At 44.3% G+C, this 21,549-nt stretch carries 21 protein-coding genes and 1 riboswitch; of the genes, 8 read left to right on the top strand and 13 right to left on the bottom strand.

Translation table 11 applies throughout. From position 1 onward, the window contains the following. Window positions 1–213 precede the first annotated feature (213 nt). Both PMG71_RS22330 and PMG71_RS22335 read right to left on the bottom strand, forming a co-directional pair. Complete coding sequence (locus PMG71_RS22330; protein ID WP_283755945.1) at window positions 214–978, bottom strand: 16S rRNA (guanine(527)-N(7))-methyltransferase RsmG; 765 nt, start codon at window positions 976–978, stop codon at window positions 214–216. 54 nt (window positions 979–1,032) lie between these two features. Continuing rightward, a complete protein-coding gene (locus tag PMG71_RS22335) occupies window positions 1,033–1,665 on the bottom strand; it encodes an ABC transporter ATP-binding protein (protein WP_283755946.1) in 633 nt (210 codons plus the stop codon). A 99-nt stretch (window positions 1,666–1,764) separates the two neighbouring features. Here PMG71_RS22335 and PMG71_RS22340 point away from each other — a divergent pair, with 99 nt between their 5' ends. Further along, on the top strand, window positions 1,765–2,733 hold the full coding sequence (locus PMG71_RS22340) for a Sll0314/Alr1548 family TPR repeat-containing protein (RefSeq protein ID WP_283755947.1): 969 nt from the start codon (window positions 1,765–1,767) through the stop codon (window positions 2,731–2,733). Window positions 2,734–3,083: 350 nt separating this feature from the next. Here PMG71_RS22340 and PMG71_RS22345 read toward each other — a convergent pair whose 3' ends face one another. The 3 genes from PMG71_RS22345 to PMG71_RS22355 form a co-directional block, all read right to left on the bottom strand. Then, on the bottom strand, window positions 3,084–3,434 hold the full coding sequence (locus PMG71_RS22345) for a phenylpyruvate tautomerase MIF-related protein (protein ID WP_283755948.1): 351 nt from the start codon (window positions 3,432–3,434) through the stop codon (window positions 3,084–3,086). 46 nt (window positions 3,435–3,480) lie between these two features. Continuing rightward, window positions 3,481–3,960: a flavin reductase family protein gene (locus tag PMG71_RS22350; protein ID WP_283755949.1), complete on the bottom strand. Its 480-nt coding sequence runs from the start codon at window positions 3,958–3,960 to the stop codon at window positions 3,481–3,483. Window positions 3,961–4,263: 303 nt separating this feature from the next. Then, window positions 4,264–6,171: a DNA-directed RNA polymerase subunit gamma gene (locus PMG71_RS22355; RefSeq protein WP_283755950.1), complete on the bottom strand. Its 1,908-nt coding sequence runs from the start codon at window positions 6,169–6,171 to the stop codon at window positions 4,264–4,266. Window positions 6,172–6,326: 155 nt separating this feature from the next. On the opposite strand from PMG71_RS22355, the gene PMG71_RS22360 reads away from it, so the two are divergent. From PMG71_RS22360 to PMG71_RS22370, 3 genes are all read left to right on the top strand, one after another. Continuing rightward, window positions 6,327–6,941, top strand: coding sequence for a Uma2 family endonuclease (locus tag PMG71_RS22360; RefSeq protein WP_283755951.1), 615 nt, complete (start codon window positions 6,327–6,329; stop codon window positions 6,939–6,941). A 46-nt stretch (window positions 6,942–6,987) separates the two neighbouring features. After that, window positions 6,988–7,602 carry a Uma2 family endonuclease gene (locus PMG71_RS22365; RefSeq protein ID WP_283755952.1) on the top strand — a complete coding sequence of 205 codons (615 nt, stop codon included), beginning with the start codon at window positions 6,988–6,990 and terminating at the stop codon, window positions 7,600–7,602. Between the two features lie 74 nt (window positions 7,603–7,676). Further along, window positions 7,677–8,243: a ComEA family DNA-binding protein gene (locus tag PMG71_RS22370; RefSeq protein ID WP_283755953.1), complete on the top strand. Its 567-nt coding sequence runs from the start codon at window positions 7,677–7,679 to the stop codon at window positions 8,241–8,243. Here PMG71_RS22370 and lepB read toward each other — a convergent pair. The 5 genes from lepB to PMG71_RS22395 form a co-directional block, all read right to left on the bottom strand. Next, the gene (lepB, locus tag PMG71_RS22375; RefSeq protein WP_283755954.1) at window positions 8,230–8,802 is read right to left on the bottom strand and encodes a signal peptidase I; all 573 of its coding nucleotides are present in this window, start codon (window positions 8,800–8,802) and stop codon (window positions 8,230–8,232) included. The genes PMG71_RS22370 and lepB overlap by 14 nt on opposite strands. Window positions 8,803–8,977: 175 nt before the next feature. Further along, window positions 8,978–10,417 (bottom strand): diguanylate cyclase domain-containing protein, encoded by a 1,440-nt coding sequence (locus PMG71_RS22380; RefSeq protein WP_283756034.1) that lies wholly within the window; start codon window positions 10,415–10,417, stop codon window positions 8,978–8,980. After that, window positions 10,417–14,520, bottom strand: coding sequence for a PAS domain S-box protein (locus PMG71_RS22385; RefSeq protein WP_283755955.1), 4,104 nt, complete (start codon window positions 14,518–14,520; stop codon window positions 10,417–10,419). The genes PMG71_RS22380 and PMG71_RS22385 overlap by 1 nt, the downstream gene beginning before the upstream one ends. Before the next feature lie 101 nt (window positions 14,521–14,621). Continuing rightward, window positions 14,622–15,617, bottom strand: coding sequence for a CAF17-like 4Fe-4S cluster assembly/insertion protein YgfZ (ygfZ, locus tag PMG71_RS22390; RefSeq protein WP_283755956.1), 996 nt, complete (start codon window positions 15,615–15,617; stop codon window positions 14,622–14,624). 85 nt (window positions 15,618–15,702) lie between these two features. Further along, window positions 15,703–16,089, bottom strand: coding sequence for a hypothetical protein (locus PMG71_RS22395; protein WP_347179374.1), 387 nt, complete (start codon window positions 16,087–16,089; stop codon window positions 15,703–15,705). Window positions 16,090–16,223: 134 nt separating this feature from the next. Between PMG71_RS22395 and PMG71_RS22400 the strand changes: the two genes are divergently transcribed. The 4 genes from PMG71_RS22400 (at window position 16,224) to thiC (ending at window position 19,161) form a co-directional block, all read left to right on the top strand. Further along, window positions 16,224–16,556 carry a XisI protein gene (locus PMG71_RS22400; protein WP_283755958.1) on the top strand — a complete coding sequence of 111 codons (333 nt, stop codon included), beginning with the start codon at window positions 16,224–16,226 and terminating at the stop codon, window positions 16,554–16,556. Between the two features lie 107 nt (window positions 16,557–16,663). Continuing rightward, a complete protein-coding gene (locus tag PMG71_RS22405) occupies window positions 16,664–16,933 on the top strand; it encodes a hypothetical protein (protein WP_283755959.1) in 270 nt (89 codons plus the stop codon). Further along, a complete protein-coding gene (locus PMG71_RS22410; RefSeq protein ID WP_283755960.1) occupies window positions 16,930–17,361 on the top strand; it encodes a type II toxin-antitoxin system VapC family toxin in 432 nt (143 codons plus the stop codon). The genes PMG71_RS22405 and PMG71_RS22410 overlap by 4 nt, the downstream gene beginning before the upstream one ends. 305 nt (window positions 17,362–17,666) lie before the next feature. Then, a riboswitch (TPP riboswitch) is annotated at window positions 17,667–17,766 on the top strand. A gap of 9 nt (window positions 17,767–17,775) precedes the next feature. Further along, window positions 17,776–19,161 (top strand): phosphomethylpyrimidine synthase, encoded by a 1,386-nt coding sequence (thiC, locus tag PMG71_RS22415; RefSeq protein WP_283755961.1) that lies wholly within the window; start codon window positions 17,776–17,778, stop codon window positions 19,159–19,161. Between the two features lie 392 nt (window positions 19,162–19,553). On the opposite strand, the gene PMG71_RS22420 is transcribed toward thiC, so the two are convergent. The 3 genes from PMG71_RS22420 to rpmE form a co-directional block, all read right to left on the bottom strand. After that, window positions 19,554–20,030, bottom strand: a complete 477-nt coding sequence (locus PMG71_RS22420) for a DUF29 domain-containing protein (protein WP_283755962.1) — start codon at window positions 20,028–20,030, stop codon at window positions 19,554–19,556. A gap of 12 nt (window positions 20,031–20,042) precedes the next feature. Then, the gene (gene prfA / locus PMG71_RS22425; protein WP_283755963.1) at window positions 20,043–21,143 is read right to left on the bottom strand and encodes a peptide chain release factor 1; all 1,101 of its coding nucleotides are present in this window, start codon (window positions 21,141–21,143) and stop codon (window positions 20,043–20,045) included. 122 nt (window positions 21,144–21,265) lie between these two features. Further along, window positions 21,266–21,484 (bottom strand): 50S ribosomal protein L31, encoded by a 219-nt coding sequence (rpmE, locus tag PMG71_RS22430; protein WP_283755964.1) that lies wholly within the window; start codon window positions 21,482–21,484, stop codon window positions 21,266–21,268. Window positions 21,485–21,549: the final 65 nt, after the last annotated feature.

Genomic DNA, 21,549 nt, shown 5'->3' on the forward strand with positions numbered 1-21,549 from the left:
GGCAAGATGCCCGCACTCCTCGAATTCTTTGATCTGACTGGAGTGGGAGCATCTTGCTCCCTGGATTTTTAATTAGGGTATTTCCGCTTCGCGGACATGAATAAGCGAACTTGATATGAAGAAGCGGGCAAGATGCCCGCAATCCTAGAATACCTTGATGTTAATGGAGTGGGAGCGTCTCGCTCCCTAAATTTGGAATTGGGGATGATCGGTTTATTGCTTATGTACATAAATACAGTGGCGCGTGGCTTGGCTTAAGGGTGTGACAAAGGCATCAATCCCGGTTAATTTTCCCTTTAAACTGCGTAAAGTTTGCTTGAGAATTTTTTCTTCTTCGGGACTCCAACGGCCTCGATATAAAATAGCTAGACCTCCTGATTTTAAAAAGGGAAAAGCATACTGCAAACAAATTTCTGCTTTTGCAACGGCTCGGATTAAGCAAAAATCATACTGTTGATTGTAGGCGGGTTGATGGGAGATTTCTTCTGCTCTACCGACCTGAGCTTTAACGTAGGGTAAATGAAGAGTGGCGATCGCCTCTTCGAGAAATAAAATCTTCTTTTGGGTACTATCGAGCAATGTTAACTGCAAGTGTGGATAAACCGGTTGCAACGCAAAAGCCACTGGAAGCCCCGGAAATCCTCCCCCTGTACCAATATCCAGACCTCGCAGGGGGCGATAATGCTCCGCATCGCTGGCGCGATCGCATGGCCAAGGTTTGAGAGCTAGATCCGACAGTTGAGAGGAAGAGAGACAAAAGGCTAGAGGGCGAATGGAGTCCCATAAATGCTTTTCCCAAAACTCCGTTGGTTCTGTAATTCGGGTTAAATTCATGTGGCGATTCCCCGCCAAAATTAAGCCATAAAGCTGTTGAAATTGATTAAATTGGCTGGGGGTGGGTTGCCAATTCATCGTCTGTTGCCAAATCTCCAGAGAAGGAGGTAGGGAAGGAATAGATGGAGAAACCTCTAAAACCACGATCGCACTATACCTAAACGTTTTGCTCTGTTCAACAGCAGCTTATCACAGCTTCTAGATCTTGACTGCCGTTAATTCTCCCTGGTTTAAGTGCCAACAGCGATCGGCTAAACTCACTAACTCATCAGGATCGTGGGTAACAATGATCAAAGTCCAATGGGTCTTAATCTTAGCCAATAATTGCACCAACTGCCGACGCATCGACCAATCTAAACCTGCGGTTGGTTCATCCAACATTAAAATACTCGGCTGACGAATAAGTTGCACTGCTAAAGCTAAACGGCGCTGTTGACCTCCACTTAAAGCATGGGGAGAAGTTTGCAATGAGAGATGATCTAACCCCACTTCCATTAATGCTTCCTTGACTCGCTCTGAATCTAACTCTGGATGACCCAAGCGCAACTCTTCCAGAAGGGTACTGCCGCAAAAATGCCGTTCGGGAAACTGAAATACTAATCCCGCCAATTGTTGCATATCCTCCGCGATCAAGACTTGCTCGCGCCAGCAAATTTCTCCGGTAGTGGGATAGACTAAACCGGCTAAAATTTCCATTAATGTACTTTTGCCGGAGCCACTTGGGCCGATAATTAATCCCAATTCTTGGGGGCCGAGTTCTAAATTAATGGCTTTGAGAACTGGATCGGGAATGGCTGGGGGATGATAGGTGAGGTTTCGCAGATAGAGCATGGGACATGGGGGAATGGGAACTTTTGATTAAAGATGCAACATCATATCGAGTATACTATCCGACTAGAATACAACTGACTACTGTTCAGTTAAACTGCTATGAAAAACCGGCTTAATCTATTTCAATTTTGCTCCAGCTTGGCGATCGCCAGTTTCCTGCACTTAAGTTTATTCACTTCTGCTCTACAAGCGGGCGATCCCTTCCGCCCACAAAATCCCCAAGCCATTGGCGAGCAGACGGAAGCAGCATTTAAGGCAATTTTCATTGGTGGAGATTATCCCCAAGGGCAACAGTATTTACAACGAGCGAGACAGACAGAAGCCAACGATCCCTTAGTTTATGCAATGATGGCTTCTATGGCTTATATTGAGCAAGATTGGGAGCAGTTTGGAGATTATGCCACCCAAACCCGTGAAGTAGCAAAGGCTTTAGTGCAGCAGAACCCTTTACGAGGTAATTTGTATATAGCAGTGGGTCATTTTCTGGAAGGGGGCTATGCTGTCGCTAAAGATGGGCCAGTGAGGGGTGCGACGCAAGCGTTAGGCAAGTTACAAGACGTTCTTAAATTTATCAAGGAAGCGGAAAAGATCCAGTCCGACGATCCAGAGTTGAATTTAATTAAGGGGTATATGGACTTAATTTTAGCCGTAAATTTACCCTTTGCCGATCCTCAGCAGGCGATCGCCCGTTTAGAAAATCTAGGCCATCCCCCCTATCTCACCTATCGGGGCATTGCCATGGCTTATCGGGATTTAGGCAATTATAACAAGGCTCTTGAATACGCCAATTTAGCCCTAACGGCCACCCCGAATCATCCCGAAGTTCATTATCTCAAAGCCCAGATTCTCAAAGAACTCGAACAATGGCAAGCTGCCCAAAACTTTTTTAATCAAGCCCTAGCTCGGCCGCAAATTTTACCCAAATATTTAGTTGCCCAAATCTTTTTTGAATCTTGCCAAAATCAGCGTAAAATTGACCAAAAACCGCGCAATTGTGATGCTCTGCGCGATCCCATCAAAGAAGGTAATCAAATTTGGGGCCCAGAACGCTTACCCTCTTTAGATTAGTATTGCTGTTGGGGATGGGGCATAAACCCCAAACCCCATAGCAGAGAAAACTGCTGGTGTTAAAATAGGGCATTAGTGTAGGGTGGGTTAGGCGGCTAAAACCTGGACTATGATAGCAATCTATCAATCCGCCGTAATATCAAGTTCGCTTATTCATGTCCGCGAAGCGGAAATACCCTAATTAAAAATCCACGGAGCAAGATGCTCCCACTCCAGTCATATCAAAGAATTCGAGGAGTGCGGGCATCTTGCCCGCTTCTTAACAAATTTTCATGTCCGCTTGCGGAAACCGGACTTGATATAACCCACCATTTTAGGGTTGTCACCGCACTTAAGCCGATTACCCATCCTTAGAATGTGCCACCATTCCAACCCCACATACTACGTTCAGCACCAGCAAACTCAATATAGGTGCGATTTGGGGGGACTCCTAATTCATCACTGATGGTTTGGCAAAAATCCTGACTCATACTCTTGCTTTGAGCCGCACTCATGCCGCCAATATTCTTCACTTCAATGTAGCATACTGGGTCTAACGTGCCCGCAAATGTCATCGGCACATCCGATTCAAAGGCCGTCATCACATAGGATTCCGGTTTACCCAAATGTTTCGCTAATTTAGCCGATAGGGTTTTGAGCAAGTTATCGATGGTTTGGCGCTCTGGAGATGGAGCAGAGGTTTTAATTTTGATTAAGGGCATAATTTTAACTTAAGCTTCTCTGAGGATTGCGATCGTCATAATGCGTTTAACCGCCATAATTCCAACCCGTGGTTTCGAGTAATAGGGGTTCACCTTCCCGGTGAATTCCAGCCGCAATCACCTCCCCTACAAATACCGTATGATCGCCTTTTTCCACCGATCCGACAACCTGACATTCAACATAACCTAATGTATCGGTAATAATCGGACATCCGGTTTCACCCAAATAAAATTCGACAGATTCAAACTTATTTCCCACTCGACGTTGAGGCTTAAAAAATTGCTGGGCTAAATCCTTTTGTCCCGCTTCCAGAATACTCAAAGCAAATACCCCACTCGATTGAATCATGGCATGGGATTTCGAGCTAGTATTCACACAATTGACCAGCAAAGGAGGTGTAAAAGAGGCTTGCATCACCCAACTGGCAGTAAAACCATTGACTTCTTCCCCATCTTTTACGCCACAGATATACAATCCATGGGGGATTTTCCGTAACATGGTTTTTTTAGCCTGTTCATCTAACACAGCAATTTCTCCAAATATGTTGTCTACCCCAGTTAGTTTAACAAAAAGTAGGGTCGTAAGATTTTCGGGAGTGGGAGCGTCTCGCTCCCTAGTCAGGAACAGCGAGGTTGAGATTTTTGGGAGTGGGAGCGTCTCGCTCCCTAGTCAGGAACAGCGAGGTTGAGATTTTTGGGAGTGGGAGCGTCTCACTCCCTACCAGGAACAGCGAGCAAGATGCTCGCATTCCTAAAGCACCAAATTAGATCAAACGGTAAGGAAAGGGAGCAAGATGCTCCCACTCCTCGCATTGCCTCAAATTAGAGACTAAGCACTGAGGATGGAGTCTTGAATTGTCTTATTAAAGATGATCCGACCGGGAGTGGTGCGAATATACTGACAAATTCGTTCCCCTTTGGCTGTTTCTCGCACTCGACGATAGCGGTAAACACGGGTTATAGTTCCGTCTTCTAGCTTTTCTTCAGAAACGACTTCATCATCCTTTTCGGGGGATTCCACTTCCCCATCATAACGCACCCAAATATAGGCATGTAGGTCTACCTGGCTTTGATCGTAGGCGCGAATGACATCATCTAAAGAGGCAAAATAGCGATCGCCTCCTTTCTGGGCCCAAGGATTTTCCGCCGTTAAATAGTAACATCCCAATACCATATCCTGAGACGGCGTAATAATCGGCCGTCCCGTCGCTGGAGACATGACATTATTAGACGCTAACATCAACAACCGCGCCTCAGATTGGGACTCCAAAGACAACGGCACATGCACCGCCATTTGGTCACCATCAAAGTCAGCGTTAAAGGCTGGACAAACCAACGGATGTAACTGAATCGCTCGCCCTTCCACAAGCATCGGTTCAAAGGCTTGAATCCCTAACCGGTGCAGTGTCGGAGCGCGGTTGAGCAATACCGGGTGACCTTCAATCACCTCTTCTAGAACATCCCAAACACTCGGATCTCCCCGTTGAATTAGCTTTTTAGCTGCCTTAATATTATTGACCAATCCTTGACGAATTAAGCGATGAATCACAAACGGTTGAAACAATTCGATCGCCATTTCTTTCGGTAAGCCACACTGATGAATGTGTAACTTGGGCCCGACCACAATCACAGAACGACCGGAATAATCGACCCGTTTTCCTAACAAGTTTTGCCGGAAACGACCCTGTTTTCCTTCAATAATATCTGACAGAGATTTGAGCGGTCGGTTATTCGCTCCCACCACCGTGCGACCGCGCCGACCATTATCAATCAGAGCATCCACCGCTTCTTGTAACATCCGCTTTTCATTACGGACAATAATCTCCGGTGCTAAAATTTCTTGCAATCTTGCCAACCGGTTATTGCGGTTAATCACCCGACGATAAAGATCATTTAAATCGCTAGTAGCAAACCGTCCTCCATCCAACTGCACCATGGGGCGCAAATCGGGCGGAATCACCGGAAGCATACTTAAAATCATCCATTCCGGCTTAGAACCCGTGGCAATAAAGTTATCAATGACCCGCAAACGTTTAATTAACTTTGCCCGTTTTTGCCCCTTAGAATTGAGGATATCTTCCCGCAGTTGTTCCGCTACCGTTTCCAATTCTATATCTGCTAATAATCGCTCAATAGCTTCTGCACCAATGCCGACTTCTACACCAATTAATTCTGAATCTTCAGAATACAACTGGTCTTCAATATCCATCCACTGGTCTTCATTCAGGAGCTGTTTATAACTGAGGGATGGAATTTCTTCATTAGTCTTTGCAACCTCTGGAGTATTACCCGGATCGAGGACAACATAGGCATTAAAATACACAATTTGTTCCACATCCCGCAGGGGCATATCCAGCAGAATCGCCATATAACTGGGTATGCCTTTTAAGTACCATACATGAGCCACTGGAGCGGCTAATTGAATATGACCCATGCGATGGCGACGGACTCTTGATTCGGTGACTTCTACGCCGCAACGCTCGCAAACAATCCCCCGATGACGAACTCGTTTATACTTTCCACAATGACATTCCCAATCTTTAGCCGGCCCAAAAATCCGCTCGCAGAAGAGGCCATCCATTTCGGGCTTGAGGGTACGATAGTTAATGGTTTCCGGTTTGGTCACTTCCCCAACCACTGACCCATTGGGAAGGGTGCGCTCTCCCCATTGCCGAATCCGGTCAGGAGAAGCAATACCAATTTTGACGTAATCAAACCGTTGTTGCTGATTTTTCATTGCTGCTGCTCAATGAGGGTGAATAACGCTGCCTTGAGAAACTGGACTAGCCCAATCTGCTATTATAGCGCTTCGTGGTAGGAATAGCGAATGGGTAGTGAATCGCCTAAAATAGCTCTATAGAACCCCAATCTGTAGGATACAGAGAGGTCAAAATGGTACAGACACCCGCCAAACTCGAAACCGAAACGCTCTTGCTGACATTACCCACAACTTTAAAGCTCTATGTCACGCAAGCACAATTTGAAGCTCTAGCTGCGAGTAATCGAGACTTACGACTGGAAAGAACTGCAAAAGGAGAATTAATTGTGAATCCACCTACAGGTTGGGAAACTGGAAAACGTAACTTTAGTATTATTGGACAGTTGGGTCGTTGGTATGAAGAGAATGGTAATTTGGGAAAAGCATTTGGTTCTTCTACCGGATTCATCTTACTCAATAGTGCAATTCGTTCTCCTGATGCATGTTGGATAAGTCAAGAGCGGTGGGATACTTTGACGGATGAACAAAAGGGAACATTCCCCAATATTTGTCCCGATTTTGTGGTGGAATTACGCTCAAAGTCGGATACTCTCAAATCCTTGCAAGAGAAGATGCAAGAGTATATGGAAAATGGGGCAAGATTGGGTTGGTTAGTCGATCCCCAAAATCGAACTGTGGAAGTTTATCGAGTGGGTTTAGAAGTAGAAATATTATCGAATCCAACCGAGTTATCTGGTGAGGAAGTTTTACCCGGTTTTGTGTTAGATTTACGCCGAGTTTGGGGTTAGAGTTTAGAATCAGATAAAATAAATCCATAGGATACAAGAGGTCAAAATGGTACAGACACCCACCAAACCGGAAACCGAAACGCTCTTACTGACATTACCCACAACCCTAAAGCTCTATGTCACGCAAGCACAATTTGAAGCTCTAGCTGCGAGTAATCGAGACTTACGACTAGAAAGAACTGCAAAAGGAGAATTAATCGTGAATCCACCTACCGGTTGGGAAACTGGAAAACGTAATTGGAGTATTTCAGGCGAATTATATTTGTGGTGGCGAAATACCGGCGAACCGGGACAAGCATTTGATTCTTCTACCGGATTCATCTTACCCAATGGCGCGAATTTCTCTCCTGATGCCTGTTGGATTAGTCAAGAGCGCTGGGATGCTTTGACAGATGAACAAAAGGGAACATTTCCCAATATTTGCCCGGATTTTGTGGTGGAATTGCGTTCAAAGTCCGATACCCTGAAATCCTTGCAAGAGAAGATGCAAGAGTATATGGAAAATGGGGCAAAATTGGGTTGGTTAATCGATCCTAAAAATCGAACGGTGGCAGTTTATCGAGGGGGTTTAGAAGTGGAAATATTATCTAATCCAAGTGAGTTATCTGGTGAAGAAGTTTTACCTGGTTTTGTGTTAGATTTGCGCCGAGTTTGGGGTTAGACGCATTAAGGGGAGATTTTTAATAGTTTTCAAGCAAGCAAAGGGCTGTATGCAAAAGTTAAATAGATCGAGTTATGGCTAAGTGGAATCGGGTAATTCAGATCCTCAAAAATCAATTACGAGCCATATTGCCAAATCCTACTCCTCGTCGGTTTCTCAATCCCTATTATCGGTTTCAATCCCTGGAAGAAGTAGCTTTAGCGGCTCAATGTGGGGTAACTATTGATGTTAATCAAGCTACGGTGGATGATTGGTTAAGATTGCCCTTTTTTTCGATTCATCAAGCCCGGTTTTTGGTGAGTCTCAGGCAAGCTGGAGTGCAGTTTTACCGCTTAGAAGATCTGGCGGCTGCTCTGGAATTGCCGGTAGAAAAATTACGCCCCATTGAGCCGATTTTGCAGTTTTGCTATTACGATTGGGATTTATGTTGGGATGTCAATCAAGTTTCTTTACCGGAACTTTTACAGGTTCCTTTTATGGAGCGCTCTCTAGCTGAAGCTATTATTACCCAGAGAAATCAGCAGGGTGAGTATCAAGATTGGCTGGATTTTCAACGGCGATTGGGTTTATCGGGAGAAGAAATTAGCGCTTTGCTTCCCTATTTACGCTTTGTGGTCTCTCCTTCAATCAATGATGAATAAGGTCTAGACGGTTGAGGGGCCAAAAGCGAAATGCAGCACGACCGATGATATTTTCTTGGGGTAAAAAGTTCCAAATATGGGAATCATTGCTATCGTTGCGGTTATCTCCCATGACAAATAGTTGTCCTTCGGGGACTTTTTCCGGCCCCCAATTATATTCTGGGGGTTCAGCAATATAGTCTTCTTGAATGGGTTCATGATTGAGGTAGACTTTCCCTCCAGAGACTTCCACGGTTTGACCGGGTTGACCAATGACTCGTTTAATAAAGGCTTGATCTTGGCGGTATCCTTGTGCTTGCAGTTGGGGAGGGGGTTCAAAGACGATGATATCGCCGGTTTCGGGGGGGTGGAAATGATAGGAGACCTTTTCAATGACGAGGCGATCGCCGACTGCTAAGGTAGGAAACATAGAATCTGAAGGAATAAACCGGGGTTCAGCAACCGCCATCCGCACCACAAGAGCAATAATTACGGCGATCGCGATAATGATCGCATTTTCCCGATTTTGATGCCACACTTTCCCCAAACCTGAAGGTGAGGACTTTGAAGGGTCTGTCATTTCAACTCAATAGGTCACAGACTGTTCATTGTACCCAACTGTGGGTTATTCTCGCAATTATTCACCTTCCCCTCCATTTCAATAACGAAAGGATCGGGGTTTGAACCTCCTTTTTGGGAAAGTGACAGAAGAGGGTTATGGTGTTTCCCGGACTTGATAGGAGCGCTTTATGAATTCAAATCCCGATCGCATACTGATTGCGTCCTTTATGTTTCGCTTCATACAAGGCTCGATCCGCTAAATCGAGTAATCTAATCAGAGGAGCATTGAAAGTAGGCGTGGTACAAGCAATCCCTAAACTAATGCTAACAATCGGTTCAGATAACTCTGTGCCGATATGGGGAATTTGCAAGTTAGCGATCGCCTCTTGCATTTGTTTGGCGACAGTAATCGCTCCTTGTAGAGGCGTATTCGGTAAAATGGCGGCAAACTCTTCCCCCCCATAACGGGCAATCAAATCAGCCGGGCGCTTGAGAGCTGAAGATAGGGCTTGGGCGACTTGTTCCAGACAGCGATCGCCAATTAAATGGCCATAAGTATCATTATATTGCTTGAAATAATCAATATCACAGATAATCAGAGACAACGGCAGCCCTTCCCGTTGCAGTCTTCGCCATTCCTGTTCTAAATAGCGATCGAAATAGCGACGATTCGCCACTTGGGTTAAGGCATCCACATTCACCAGACGCTCTAGTTCTTGATTGGCTTGTTGTAGCGCATGATACAATTGGGACTGTTGGATGGCGATCGCAATTTGTTCAATAATCTGGACTAACATCTGATATTCCCCAGAATTCCATCCTTGGGAAGCTCGATGGCGATCGACAATCAACACCCCCCAAACTCGATCCTGTTGATAAATGGGGACACTCAATTGGCTTTTAGTCTCCTTTCTCTTCCCCTCTGTTGGATCGTCAATCCTCGTCTTCTGGCGATCGGATTCTGGATCAGCTAACAGTTGTATTTCCAGGATTTCACCTATCGGTAAAGTTTGGCGATCGGCAAAAGGGGCGATCGCCAAAACTTCATATTTTCCCTCCGATACAAAACGACAAATCATCACCCGACTCGCACCAAGCAACCCCTGAAGACTCGCCACAGTCGTATTTAAAATTTCCTCTAAATTCAGAGAGTAATGAATTCCCTGAATAATTTTAACTAAAATCAGCTCCTTTTCCGCTTGGCGTTGACTTTGTTCCCGTAAGTGCTTCAACTCCAAATGAGTTTTCACCCGTGCCAACAATTCCGGAGGATGAAACGGTTTAGTCAAATAATCAATCGCTCCCTTCTCAAACGCCTGGAGCAAATGATCGATATCTTGACTTGCTGTTAAAAAAATAATTGGAATATCTTTAAATTCTACATCTTTTTTCAGGATATCACACACCCCAAAACCATCCAAATCCGGCATCATTAAATCCAGTAAAATCAAATCAGGTTTTGCCGTTTTTACTCGCTCTAGGGCTTGTTGCCCCCCCATCGCAAACGTCAGCTTATAGCCAACCGGAGATAACAAGCCTCGCAAAACTTTCAGATTACTGGGATTATCATCCACAACCAACAACAAACAATCCTCCGGCTTCATTAATTGAGCTTCAGAATTAGGGAGTATCATCAAAATTCCTGTACCTCCTCTGCCATATTCTCTAAAAGAGTTTTAAATTCCAGCACCGTTTTGGGGATGATATCCCAATCAAAGCTATCCAGTTGTTGCTCTAAATTTTGAATATAATTGATCAAGGGAAAATAAGAATATTGTATACTAATATCCTGTAACTGACCAACAAACTGCTCAACTTCTTCAATTTCTAAAGTTTGGCATAAGCTTACCCAAGACTGCTCTTCAAGAATTCGTAAATTTTCTAACAATTCAGTCAGATTAACTGAAACCCCCTCAGCCTGAACTCGATCGAGGACTGGAGTGACTGAAGCTATATTTTCAGACTCCGAAGCACCAACCAACTCTTGAGTCAGTGGCAGCAGGGACTTAAGTACCTTAACTAAATCCACTTTCCTAACCGGTTTGAGTACAAATCTTTCACAAATAGCTTTGAGTTTTTGTTCATCTTTAAACTCAGAAGAAGCAGTAACCATAACAATCGGAATATCTTGGGTTTCTTCATGAGATTTCAGAAACTCGCTAACTTCTCGACCATTCATATGAGGCATTCTTAAATCCAGTAAAATGATATCCGGTAAGTATTGAAAGGTTAGCTCAATTGCTTTTTCCCCATCTTCAGCAAACCATAAAGTATGATGACTCTCTCTAAAATATCCTCGAATTAATTCTCGATTCGATTCAATATCATCAACCACTAAAATAGTCGAGGGCTGAAACTGATTTAAGTCACTGTCCATATCTTCCTTCGTACTTCCGGCCGGACTGGAACTAATCGGAACATTAGGGAAACGAAAAATAAACAAACTTCCCTGACCCAATTCGCTCTCTAATTCAATAGTTCCCCCCATCATATCCACTAAACGACGGGTAATCGCTAATCCTAACCCTGTACCGCCAAACTGACGGTTACTTTGCCCTTGACTTTGGGTAAAGGCATCAAAAATCCGTTGTCGATCGTTTTGGCTAATGCCAATTCCCGTATCTCGAACGCTAATTTCTAAGTGGATAGTATTTTGGTCAGGGTTAAAAGAGTGTTTTGAAGTAATTTCAACCCGTCCTGATGCAGTAAACTTAAGAGCATTACCAACAACATTAAATAAGATTTGTCGCAAGCGAACTTCATCAAAAATCACTGCATCAGGTAACTGGTCATCCAGATAAATTTGGAGAGTAATCCCTTGGACTTGGGCTTTATGCAGGAAAATATGATAGACATCCTGAAAGATGTTTCTTAAATTCGTCACTTCTGGGTTAATTTCGAGCCTTCCCGCTTCGATTTTAGAGAGATCGAGGATATCATTAATCAGAGAGAGTAAGGTTTTGCTACTGGCAGAAATCGATTGTAAGTATTTTTGAGCAATAGGTTCTTGGATTAAAGGTTTAAGCAGTTCGGTAAACCCCAAAACCGCATTCATGGGGGTGCGAATTTCATGGCTCATGTTCGCGAGAAATTCACTCTTGGCGCGGTTGGCACTATCGGCTATGATTTTTGCTTCTTCTAACTCTTTATTTTTCTGAATCAGTTCTTCTCGTTGTCTGACTTCTTGTTTGAGTAACGAGGCTTGAGCAATGGCAATACCAACTTGTGCAGCTAAGGCTTCAATAAGTTCGATCTCCTCTTTTGTCCAATGGCGATAACGATCGCATTGATGTAAACCAATGACTCCATTCATTTTCCCTTGGTAAAATGTCCCCACAGTCAGCATAGATTTAAGCTGAATTTCTTCGCACAGATCGCTCAAATTCTCAAGCAATGGATCGGTATAGACATTATCAGAAGCGATAGCCTCTTCCTGACTCATCAGGTGTGCCATGTGGGGATTCCCTTCTACGGGAACAGAAAAGTTTTTTAGAGAAGCATAATCCCCTTGCCAATATTGAGCTAAAACCGGTATAGCGATAGTCCATTCAGAGTTATACAAATGAATTAAGCAACGATTTACTTTAAAGGCTTGACCAATTTTTTGGGCAGCGACTTCAAAAATGGTTTCAATATCTAGACTTTGGCGAATAGCCGTGGTAATATTTTGCAGTAATAGAACTTTGTTCAGTTGATAAACCAGAGCGGCTTGTTGTTCTTTGCGCTGGGTAATATCGCGAATGACAGCCAACACGCTCTCGCGATCGAAGGGAATCAAGCGACATTCTTCAGAGTAAACCTGACCTTTAAGGGTGATTTCATATTCATAACTGTGAATTTTTTGGGTATCGAGGGTTTTTTGAATATAGTTAATTCTCTCTGGATTCGCTAGTTGAGGAAGGAGTTTGATTATATGCATTCCTGGAAATCGATTTTCCGGTTCTAAACTATTGAGGTTGACATTCATCACATCCAGGAATTCGCCCTTTGCATTCAAGCGGAGCATTAAGTCAGGAATGGCATCCATTAAAGCACGATTAGTGGTTTCGGTTTTCCTGCGCTCTGTAATGTCTGTGACTGTACCGAAATAACCGGTGATTTCTCCATTATCGTTGCGAACGGCGATCGCATTTCCCCAAACCCAAACCACTTGACCATCGGGTTTCTGAAAGCGGTATTCGAGATCAAATGGACGCTCTTGTTCCGTAGAAGCCACCCATTCTTGAAAAATCATTTCCCGATCCTCTGGATGTAGCGCCTGTTGCCAGGCATCTCCCAAATAGCTCTCCGGTTGATAATGTCCTGTAATTTCAGCCCACTGAGGATTGACATACAGACATTTACCGTTAGTATCCGTTTGAAAAATACCCACCGGAGAATGGGATACTAATATCCGAAATCGTTTTTCGCTATTTTCCAGAGCAATTTGGGCAAGTTTGCGATCGCTGATATCTTGCACCAGATAGCAAAATCGGGGACGCTCTGGCTCGATACAGCCAATAAAACTAACGGTAGCCAACAAGAAATAGGAGCCATTTTCCACCTGATGTTCATACTCAAATTGCACTGCTTTTTGGGTTTCCATGGCTTCTTGGTAATGCCCTATCCAGGTCTGAATATATTCGGGTGAAGCACCCATAATACTGGCTCGCTGATTCGCCATTGCTTCTGGTGTTGTACCAAAGAAATCAGCCGTTGCCTGATTATCCGACAGATGTAAAATATCATCTTCGAGTAATTCAACAACACCCATCATGATGGGAGAACTGTTATAAAAACTACGGAGCATTTTTTCTCGTTCTTCCAGTTTTAATTCTGCTTGTTTGCGCTCAAAAACTTCTTCATGCAGTTGCTGATTAATCCCTTCAATCAAATCAAGTTTGTCTTTCCGATTCTGGAGGATCGCGATCCCCATAGCTATAGTCCAACTGGTTAATAGGCCTCCGGCTAAAAATTGAGTAGGGAAAGGAGAATGGAGTTGTTGAATCCACCATTTTTTGGGATACAGTCTAAATTGAAGCGTTTGACTATAAAGATCGATGGTTTTGATGGCTTCATAATCGGTATCAACTGGTTGAGACAGGGGTTTTTCGTAGATGATTCGATCCTGGTCGGCAATAATTAATTGATAATGCTGATGACGGAGGGGGAGCAAAAGATGATCGAAAAATAATTCTAAATTCAAAAGGGCAACGATATATCCATTAAATTGACTATATTCGCCGGGTTGTTCATGTTCTAAAAATAGCGGATCAATAATTAAAAATCCCTGGTCTCCTTCAGGAAGCAAATAGAGTTCTGTAAGGGTCATTTTTTTGCGGTAGTATGAGTCCTGTAGAGTGAGGTAATAATTGGCAGTTTGATTTTGAGCAGTCTCGGCTATCAGTTCGGGGTTTTCTGGGCTGATACTCCAACGGATCTGATAACTAGAATCTACCCAGGCGAGGGCTTGTAGACCGGCAAAATCTTGAATATAATTGAGAGCATCTTTTTCCCACAAAACTTGAGCGGTTCCCCCCGCCACTTCCCAACGCTCTCCCATGCGCTCTAGGGCTAAAATTTGTTCTTTGAATTTGGATTCGAGATGGGTTTGTAAACTTTCTGCTTCTTCTAGAATAGAGTCTTGAACGAACTGCCGGTCTTGAGTTTCTAATTTTGACCAAATGCCTAGGACTCCTAGAGATAGGAGACAACCAACGAGCCACGGTAATTTTAACTTGAAATATTGCCCAGCCACATTATCAGAGAATTGAAGCTAATGATATATTCAATAGCTTATCGAATACCACACCCAATGACAACTTTGGAACCTGGGTGTGGGTAGGACTCAGAGTTTTTTTATGGGGATACGGTGTCTAAATACCCGCGAGAGACAAAGGGGAGATCGAGGAGGGTTGCAGATTGGTCGGCAACTTGGACGGTGAGGCCTTTTCCTCCAATTTTGGTGCGAATATAGGCTAGGGCGATCGCTCCTTCTGAAGTAGCAATACAACTGGTAATTTTTCCGGCTTTTTGGTCTCCGACTTGGATGGGGGTTCCAGGATCGACGGGTTGAGCCAGTTGCAGACCCCAAAGCTGTTGTTTTACGCCTTGATAGGTGTTTAAGCGGGCGATGGTTTCTTGTCCGATATAACAGCCTTTTTCAAAGGATATGGTGTTCCATAATCCGGCTTCGAGGGGGTTGTAGTCTTCGGTTAATTCGCGATCGGGTGCGGGACGGCCGTTTTGAATGCGTAGGGTTTCCCACTGTTGATTGTTGATGGGTTTTGCGCCCTGTGCGATCAGTTTTTCGGTTAAATTCTGACCTTCTTCCAGGTCAAGGATGAGGGTATATCCAGGGGTGGCTAATCCACTGCCTACGGCGATTCTGAGGGGGATGTCGCCTAGGGTGACTGGCTGGTGGGTTCCTGGGGGAGCATCGCTTAAGGGGGGGATTCCTACGGCTTCTAAGAGGCGATCGCTCTCGGTTCCGATTAAGCTTAAACAGGCAGTCTTATCCGTAATATCAACCAGTTCTACTTGATCCATAGGAAAAATATACCGATCCATCCATTGCAGAAGTTTTTGGCGGCGATCGGCAGAAACCAGTAAAATAACGCTTTCTTCGGTTACATAAGCAGTAGCTAAATCCAGGGTGCGAGCGGTGGAGGTCACAAAAACACTATCACAGCCTTGTCCGGGTTGTAGCCGTTGGAAATCGTTGGTGCTTTGGTTGTGCAGAAACCGCAGGCGATCGCTCCCTCTGACTTCAATTCTACCCCAATGGCTGCGATCGTAGAGTAAAATTTCTGTTTCTTCAGACATCATCATTACGGATACTTCTTCAAAGGTCACCTTTCATCATAATCAAATAGGGCGGGTTCATCACAGTTATTAAGGGGTGTTCTAGATCTGGGAAAAACCCGCCGCTACAGCGTAATTAGGTCATCTTAGGTAAATTCTCAAACATTTCTGCAATCACTTGCTTGGTTTTCTCTTCCAATGTCGTCCAATCCACATTTCCCGTATCATCAATTAAGCTCGTATCAATCTCGACTTCCTGTGCATCGTAGGGAGAATGGGTCATGGCATATTCTAGAAAACAAATGCGGAAACATAGCTCCCACAAATTCACGCGCACTTCTTCACCCTGATATTTTAAGCACAGCACATGACCCGGATAGGGGTCTTGAACCTCTTCATAGGTTCCTTCCCAGGTTGAGCTTTCCAGAGCCTGACGCAGATTATCCACCACCCTCAACAGGGAGGGTTGCATCAGCAGTTCGGCTTGTTGCCAGGCGATCGTATCCTTAAACTTAGGTCTCATGAAATCGGCTAAAGGCTTTTGATTATTGTTGAGGACTCCAGGCTCAATTGTCAATCAGTGGGGTGATTCAGGTTCGTTCATATTGTAAATTGATGTTAAATGCACTACACTCCTATTAGGAGGGAGATTTGACGATGGAAATAGAAAAATATAGAACACTCATTCAGTCAATTGTGAAAAAACATAGTCTCTGTAATAGGGACGATCTGGAAGTAGAGGCTCAACTTGCTTTCGATATTGAGCGCGATCGTTATATCATGTTTCATGTTGGATGGTGTGGAGAAAGACGAGTTTTTGGATGTGTTATTCACACCGAGATTAGGGAGGGAAAAATTTGGATTCAACGAGACGGAACTGAAGTCGGTATAGCCAACGAATTAATTGAATCAGGAGTACCTAAGTCTGATATCGTCTTAGGCTATAGATCTCCATATATGCGTAAATTTACAGGATTAGCAGTGCGGTAGTGATGAAGAATGAAACCTAAAAATCATTTTTTTTGAAGCTATCTTATAATGAAAATAAGGGAAATAGATTCAAAATTGCCCTAAATACACATTAATCGGAGGTTGTCATGCTAAGTATAGAATTGGATAAGGAAACGGAAGCTTATTTAGTGGAAATTTTGGGAAAGGAAAAAACGACCAGCGATGAATTGATTAAACGCTTGGTTAAAGAACGTTGGCTGACTTTGCAACCGCGCCAAACTATTGTCGAAAGACGTGGGGGACATCCCGAACATTTGCTAGAAGATGCGCCACCTGATTTGTCAGAACGGGCAAATCGGAAAAAGGCAATTGCTAATTATTTACAGAAAAAATATCCTCAATTCGATCCACAATGACTTATCATCCTCTAATTATTGTAGATAGTGGCATTTTAGTAGCTTACTACAGTGCCAGAGATCGCTATCATCAACAGGTACGAGTCTTCTTTGAGAGATGTACCAGTCACCTCGTAACTACAACGGCTTGCGTTACTGAAGTGGTATGGCTTTTAAGTCCTAATTGGCGTACACAAAATGAGTTTCTTCGGGATATGGCTAGGGAACTTTATGAATCTATTCCACTGCTTCCTGAAGATTTTTTGCGGATTGCTGAACTGAATGAACGGTATGCAAGTTTGCCGGGAGATTTTGCAGATTTGTCTCTGATTGCTATTTCTGAAAGGCTGGATATTCCGGCTATTGCTACTTTGGATAGCGATTTTGATGTTTATCGGCGTTATCGAAATCAAGCTTTCGATCGGGTGTTTAGACCTGAATTGTCCTAGCGGATGAATGAATGGCGATCGGAGAAACTGGCCTGCAACCTTTGGCGATACTTTAAGGTAAATGATGTCAGAAAACATAATTCATAATTATTGTAAGAATATATCTTTGAACTTAGCAAGGTATCCTCGACCTTTCAGCCGTTGGAAACGGCTGAAAGGGCAATCAATACAAACTCCCCTTCTGTTTCCATTCTAAACTAGCAGAACTATCCAACACTTACCAGGGTCTTAACTCATTCTCACTATCTAAGCAGAGAGGCTTAACGAAATTTTTCTGTTCTTGTGCCCAAATCGTGTTAAAATCTGGCTCAAGCTAGGGGTGCCCGATCGCGAATCGGGCTGAGAGTACACCCTTAGAACCTGAGTCCGGCTAGTACCGGCGGAGGGAAGCTGTCACTTCGAGGACTTATACATATGCGAACTGAATGGGTAGCCAAACGGCGGGGACAAGCTAATGTCACGCAGATGAATTATGCGCGTCAAGGCGTGATTACCGAAGAGATGCACTATGTAGCTCAACGGGAAAATCTGCCCCCTGAGTTGATTCGGGATGAAGTTGCGCGGGGACGGATGATTATTCCGGCCAATGTGAATCACACCAATTTAGAGCCAATGGCGATCGGAATTGCTTCTAAATGTAAGGTGAATGCTAACATTGGTGCATCTCCCAATTCTTCCAATTTACAAGAAGAAGTTGATAAGCTGAATCTGGCCGTTAAATATGGTGCAGATACGGTAATGGACTTGTCTACAGGAGGCGGTAACCTAGACGAGATTCGCACCGCCATTATTAAAGCTTCTCCAGTTCCCATTGGTACAGTTCCCATCTACCAAGCCCTAGAAAGCGTCAACGGTAGAATTGAGAAACTCACCCCCGATGACTTTCTGCATATCATCGAGAAACATGCCCAGCAAGGGGTGGATTATATGACCATTCACGCGGGCATTCTAATTGAACATTTGCCTTTAGTGAGAAGTCGAATCACCGGTATTGTTTCCCGTGGTGGTGGTATTATTGCTCGCTGGATGTTACACCATCATAAGCAAAATCCCCTCTATACCCATTTTGATGATATTATCGAAATCTTTAAGAAACATGATGTTTCCTTTAGTTTAGGGGATTCTCTGCGCCCCGGTTGTACCCATGATGCCTCCGATGAAGCTCAACTAGCGGAGTTGAAAACCTTGGGCCAACTCACCCGTAAGGCTTGGGAACATAATGTACAGGTCATGGTTGAAGGGCCCGGTCATGTGCCGATGGATCAAATTGAGTTTAATGTGAAGAAGCAGATGGAGGAGTGTTCGGAAGCTCCCTTCTATGTGCTGGGGCCCTTGGTGACCGATATTGCCCCCGGTTATGATCATATCACCTCAGCCATTGGAGCGGCGATCGCCGGTTGGCATGGAACCGCCATGCTCTGTTACGTCACCCCTAAAGAACATTTAGGACTTCCCGATGCCGAAGATGTACGCAACGGCTTAATCGCCTACAAAATCGCCGCCCACGCCGCCGATATTGCCCGCCATCGTCCGGGAGCCAGAGACCGAGACGATCAACTCTCCGCGGCTCGGTATAATTTCGACTGGAATCGTCAGTTTGAACTCTCCCTTGACCCCGACCGCGCAAGGGAATATCACGACGAAACCCTACCCGCAGACATCTACAAAACTGCCGAATTCTGCTCCATGTGCGGCCCCAAATTCTGCCCCATGCAAACCAAAGTCGATGCAGACGCACTCACCGAACTAGAGAAATACTTAGCTCAAGAAGCGCAAAAGAAAGAAGTCGCTTCAGTGTAAGTGTAAGTTGAGCTGAAATTTAAGTTTTCACCCCCATACCCCCAGTTGCTACAACCTGGGGGTTTTTTAGTTTTAAGGGACAAGGCAATAGTCATTTTATAAATTGATCTTATGTCATATCAAGTCCGGTTTCCGCAAGCGGACATGAAAATTTATTAAGAAGCGGGCAAGATGCCCGCACTCCTCGAATTCTTTGATATGACTGGAGTGGGAGCATCTTGCTCCCTGGATTTTTAATTAGGGTATTTCCGCTTCTTTGATATGACTGGAGTGGGAGCATCTTGCTCCCTGGATTTTTAATTAGGGTATTTCCGCTTCGCGGACATGAATAAGCGAACTTGATATAACTCTATGAACCTACTGAATTCACTCCATCCTAGAATTTTAATCTATTACTCTGGAAGATAATCTTCATCCAGGAGATTATCTAAAGTCAACTCTGGTTCAGCCGGAAATAATTCCGGATCTAGTTCATACTTTCTAATAATATCCTTCCTCGAATTTCCATAACATTCTGTCCAGACCTCAAATAACAAAACTTTCAGGCTAGGACTATCTTCTAATAAATATTGAATTTGCCTACGTTGCTCTACAACCGTTTGTCGCCATCCCCTGGCATTGTTCGCTTTTTCCGATTCCCAGTATTTCAGCTTTAAGAGATGTTCGATTAAAGTAGTTAGCCTGCTTTTTAACTCCTTTTTCTCTCGCTTCCCCATGCTTTCCACTTCTTCAATCAAACTCTCAAAATCAATCTGATCGAGCTGTCTTTCTTGGAGTAACTGCACTGTCGTCTGTACCCACAAATAGAAGTCTCGATCATAAAGTTCAGATAGATTAGAATCAGGTTTTACCTGTACCTCTGAATCCATAAACCCCTATGTCTAAGCTTGAACGGTTTGACTGGCGAGTTCTTCTAAACGCAGTTGCTGATCTTGGGTAATGCAAGCCTGAATTAAAGTTTCAATGTTGCCTTCTAAGGCACTTCCGAGGGAGAAGTTTTGACCCAGACGGTGATCGGTAATCCGGTTATCTTTGTAGTTGTAGGTGCGGATTTTTTCCGATCGCGAACCCGTCCCTACCTGCGATCGCCGCATATCCGTAACTGCACTTTGCTGTTCTTGCAGTTTTATTTCATACAGCTTTGCTCGCAGAATCTGCATCGCCCGTTCTCGGTTTTGCAACTGCGATCGCTCTTCAGTACAAAACACCCGAATCCCCGTCGGCTTATGGAACAAATCTACCGCCGTTTCCACCTTGTTCACATTTTGCCCACCTGCACCGCCGGAACGAGCTGTACTAATTTCTACATCTTTAGCATCAATTTCTACTTCCACCTCATCCACCTCCGGCATGATCGCCACCGTCGCCGTTGAAGTATGAACTCTTCCCCCCGTTTCCGTCACCGGAACCCGTTGCACCCGGTGAACGCCTGCTTCAAACTTGAGCTTACTATAAACCTGCTCTCCTTTCACCTCTAGGATCGCCTGCTTAAAGCCCCCCATTTCTGCCGGGGACTCACTCACCAGTTGCACCTTCCAGCCTTGCACTTCTGCATAGCGGGAATACATTCTCACCAAATCTCCCGCCCAAATACTGGCTTCATCTCCCCCCGTTCCCGCACGGATTTCCAACATAATATTCTTCTCATCATTGGGATCGCGGGGCAGCAACAAAATGGTCAACCGATGCTCTAGCTGATCGATTTTCATCTCCAACTCTTGCACTTCCAACGCAGCGATCTCTTGCAGTTCGCGATCGCCACTTGAATCCTTATAAATCTCCCTCGCTCCGATCAACTCCTCCTGAGCCTTCTTCCAAATCTCATAGGTATTCACCACCTCCTCCAGAGACGAACGAGCCTTTGCCACCTTTTGCACCTCATCTGGGTTGGTAGCAATATCTGGATCGGCTAACCGACGAGTCAATTCATTAAACGTCTGTTCAACAGAAGTTAGTTTGTCAAGAAGATATGCTTCAGCCATTGTTCAGGTGTCCAAGATTGAGGTTGTTTACGGTTACCGAGCGGAGTCGAGGTACAGCAGGGAATAATACATGGACTGTAGGTTAAACCCCTACAACCCACAAAGACCAATCGCAATGGCTGCTACTTCTTACTTCCCATCCAGTTATACCGTTTCTGGAACCGTTCCACCCGTCCTTCGGTGTCAATAATCTTCTGAGTTCCCGTAAAAAACGGATGATTTCCAGACCAAACATCTACATGAATTTCCGGTTGAGTCGAACCCACCGTCATCACAAATTCGCCATTACAGTATACTTTGGCTTCCGGATACCATTTAGGGTGAATATCAGATTTAGGCATGATGATTACACTTTCAAAAAAACAATTAACTTTAAGTGGGTTTAAACCCTATTATACCTCGAATT

It is taken from the genome of Roseofilum acuticapitatum BLCC-M154 (genome assembly GCF_030068475.1).
GTDB lineage: Bacteria > Cyanobacteriota > Cyanobacteriia > Cyanobacteriales > Desertifilaceae > Roseofilum > Roseofilum acuticapitatum.